Source organism: Roseateles sp. P5_E11 (genome assembly GCF_054049355.1).
The window spans coordinates 1-2,780 of record NZ_JBFUMO010000681.1; the positions used below are offsets into that span (position 1 = coordinate 1).

Sequence of the window (2,780 nt, forward strand, 5' to 3'; positions counted from 1 at the left end):
CCGAAGACCAGGCCAGCGGCCGTGCCCACCGCATGGGCCAGCAGCGCCCGGTCACCGTCTACCGGCTGGTGACGGCCGGCTCGGTGGAGGAGCGCATCATTGAGCTGCACCGCGACAAGCGCGGCCTGGCCGAGGGCATGCTCGAGGGCCATGAACAGGCTTCGCCGCTGGACGCGCAGGCGCTGGCCGCTCTGCTCGAGGACTAGATGACAAGCACCTGGATAGCCGGCGCGACCGGCCTCGTCGGCCGCGCACTGTGCGCCGAATGGCCCGACGCCATCGCGCTGGCGCGCAAGCCGTTGCCGGGCATGACGACGGTGGACTACACCCAGCCCGGCTCGTTCGCCGCCCTGCCCGCCCCCTGCTGCGTGCTCATCGCGCTGGGCACGACGATGGCCCAGGCTGGCTCGCGCGAGGCCTTTCGCGCAGCAGATTTCGACGCAGTGCTCACCGTCGCCCGCGCGGCGCGCGAGGCGGGCGCCACGCATTGCGGCCTGGTGTCGGCGCTCGGTGCGAACGCGCGTTCGCCGGTCTTCTACAACCAGGTCAAGGGTGAGGCCGAGGACGCGCTGATCGCACTCGGCTTCGAGCGCCTCGTCATCGCTCGGCCTTCCCTGCTGGACGGCGAGCGTGAGCAGCTCGACCAACCGCGCCGCACGGCGGAGGCCTGGACGCTGAGGCTGGTACGGCCGCTGGCCGGGCTGATTCCCGGCACTTGGCGCCCCATCTCGCCGCAGCGCATTGCACGGGCCATGCGCCTGGCCCTCGAAGCCCCCGGCCCGGCCGTGCGCATCATCGAGTCCGGCGAAATGCAACGCATGGGCCAATGAAGTCCCCGGCGATCGAGCCCACCGAGGTCGACTTTTCCGACCCCGATGCCCCGGCTTCCCCCACCTTCGGCGACGTCTATCACTCGCGCGCCGGCGCCCTGCCCCAGGCCCGCCACGTGTTCGTCGCCGGCAACGGCCTGCCCGGCCGCTGGCAGGGCCGCGAGCGCTTCGTCGTGCTGGAGACCGGCTTTGGTCTGGGCAACAACTTCCTCGCCACCTGGAACGCCTGGCAGCAAGACCCGGCACGCTGCGAGCGCCTCGTCTTCGTCAGCGTGGAGAAGCACCCACTGAAGCGCGACGACCTGGCCCGCGTCCATGCGGCCAGCCCCTTGCCCGACCTGGCGGCCCGACTGGTCGAACGCTGGCCGCCGCTGACCGCCGGCCTGCACACGCTGAGCTTCGAGGACGGTCGCGTCGAACTGCTGCTGGGCCTGGGCGATGCACGCGAGTTGCTGCGCGAACTGGTGCTGAACGCCGATGCTCTCTACCTCGACGGCTTCGCGCCACAGCGCAACCCGGAGCTGTGGGACGAATGGCTGCTGAAGAGCCTGTCCCGGCACGCCGTGCCCGGCACGACGGCGGCCACGTGGAGCATCTCGCGGCCCATGCGCAGGGCGCTCACCGCGCTGGGCTTCGAAGTGAGCCTGGCGCCAGGTTTTGCCAACAAGCCCGAGATGACCGTCGCCCGGTTCGCGCCTCGGCACACGCAGCGGCCGGCCGGCCGCGAGCCGCTGGCGCCCGGCGCGAAGCAGGCCGTCATCGTCGGCGCCGGCCTTGCGGGTGCGGCCTGCGCGCTGGCGCTCTCGCGGGCGGGCGTGGCCTGCACCGTCGTCGATGCGTTGCCAGGCCCGGCCCAGGCCAGCTCGGGCAACCCGGCCGGCCTCTTCCACGGCACCCTCAACCCGGACGACGGCCCGCACGCGCGCTTCAACCGCGCCGCGGCGCTGGCCACGCAGGCTTTGCTGACGGAGCTCGCCCTGCCTCATCAGCGCGGCCTGCTGAGGATGGAGACGCGACTGCCGCTGGCCGCCATGCGCGGCGCGCCGGGCTATGTCGAGGCCCTGTCCGCCGAAGGCGCCTCGATCCTGGCCGGCACCGCCCTCGCCCACCCGGCCTGGTTCTATCCCGGTGGTGGCGCGCTGGACCCGGCCGCCTACATCCGCGCCATGTTGGCCGCCAGCGGGGTCGCCCTGAAACTGGGCAGCCCCGTCGCCGCCCTGGAAGCAGCCACCGACGGCTGGCGCCTGCGGGATGCCCAGGGTCATCGCATCGCCGAGGCGCCCCTTGTCGTGTTGGCCGGCGGCCATGGCCAACTGTCGCTGCTCGGCGAACTGGCTGCCGGCTTGACCGTGCAGCGCGGCCAGTTGACCCACTTGCCGGAAGCGCCCTGGTGCCCCATCGTCCCCATCGCCGGCGACGGCTACGCCATCGCCGATGGCCGCGGCGGCCTGTGGTGCGGTGCGACGACCCAGGACGGTGATCTCGACCCGGCGCTGCGCGAGGTTGATCAGGCCGACAACCTCGCCCGCTACGCGCGCTTGGCCGGCCTGGCCACCCCGCCGCAGGCGCCGCTCGCCGGCCGCGTGGCCTGGCGCCTCATCGCGCCGGACCGCCTGCCGCTGATCGGCGGTCTGGCGGCTCCCGGTGAGGCGGCCGAGCAACTGCGCCTGCAGCCACGCCAGCCGGGGCTCATCGCCTGCACCGGTTTTGCCTCGCGAGGCATCACCTGGGCGGCCCTGGCCGGGCGCCTGGTCGCGGCGCTGGCCCTGGGCTCGCCACGGCCGCTCGAGGCCGAGCTGCTGGACGCTGTCGACCCGCTGCGCTTCGCGTTGCGCCAGCGACGCAGGCCGGGCGGCTGAGCCGGCCTGTTTGGCCCTGGTTCGGGCAACTATTGCCGCTTCCTCCCCCATATCGCTCTTCCGCCCCACCAGAGCCGGCGGCACACTGCGC

General features: G+C 73.2%; 3 protein-coding genes. All 3 read left to right on the forward strand.

The window, feature by feature from the left end; translation table 11 throughout:
- Positions 1–206, forward strand: a 206-nt coding sequence (locus ACXJKR_RS29060; RefSeq protein WP_457325803.1) for a hypothetical protein, incomplete at its 5' end; no start/stop codon positions are given.
- Entirely contained in the window at positions 207–830 is a 624-nt protein-coding gene (locus tag ACXJKR_RS29065) for a hypothetical protein (RefSeq protein WP_457325804.1), read from the forward strand.
- A complete protein-coding gene (gene mnmC / locus ACXJKR_RS29070) occupies positions 827–2,689 on the forward strand; it encodes an FAD-dependent 5-carboxymethylaminomethyl-2-thiouridine(34) oxidoreductase MnmC (protein WP_457325806.1) in 1,863 nt (620 codons plus the stop codon). Before ACXJKR_RS29065 ends, mnmC begins: the two co-directional genes overlap by 4 nt.
- Positions 2,690–2,780: the final 91 nt, after the last annotated feature.

Excerpts from the sequence above, each read along its gene's own strand:
- mnmC (WP_457325806.1), top strand. The coding sequence starts at position 827 with ATGAAGTCCCCGGCGATCGAGCCCACCGAGGTCGACTTTTCCGACCCC.
- ACXJKR_RS29065 (WP_457325804.1), top strand. The coding sequence starts at position 207 with ATGACAAGCACCTGGATAGCCGGCGCGACCGGCCTCGTCGGCCGCGCA.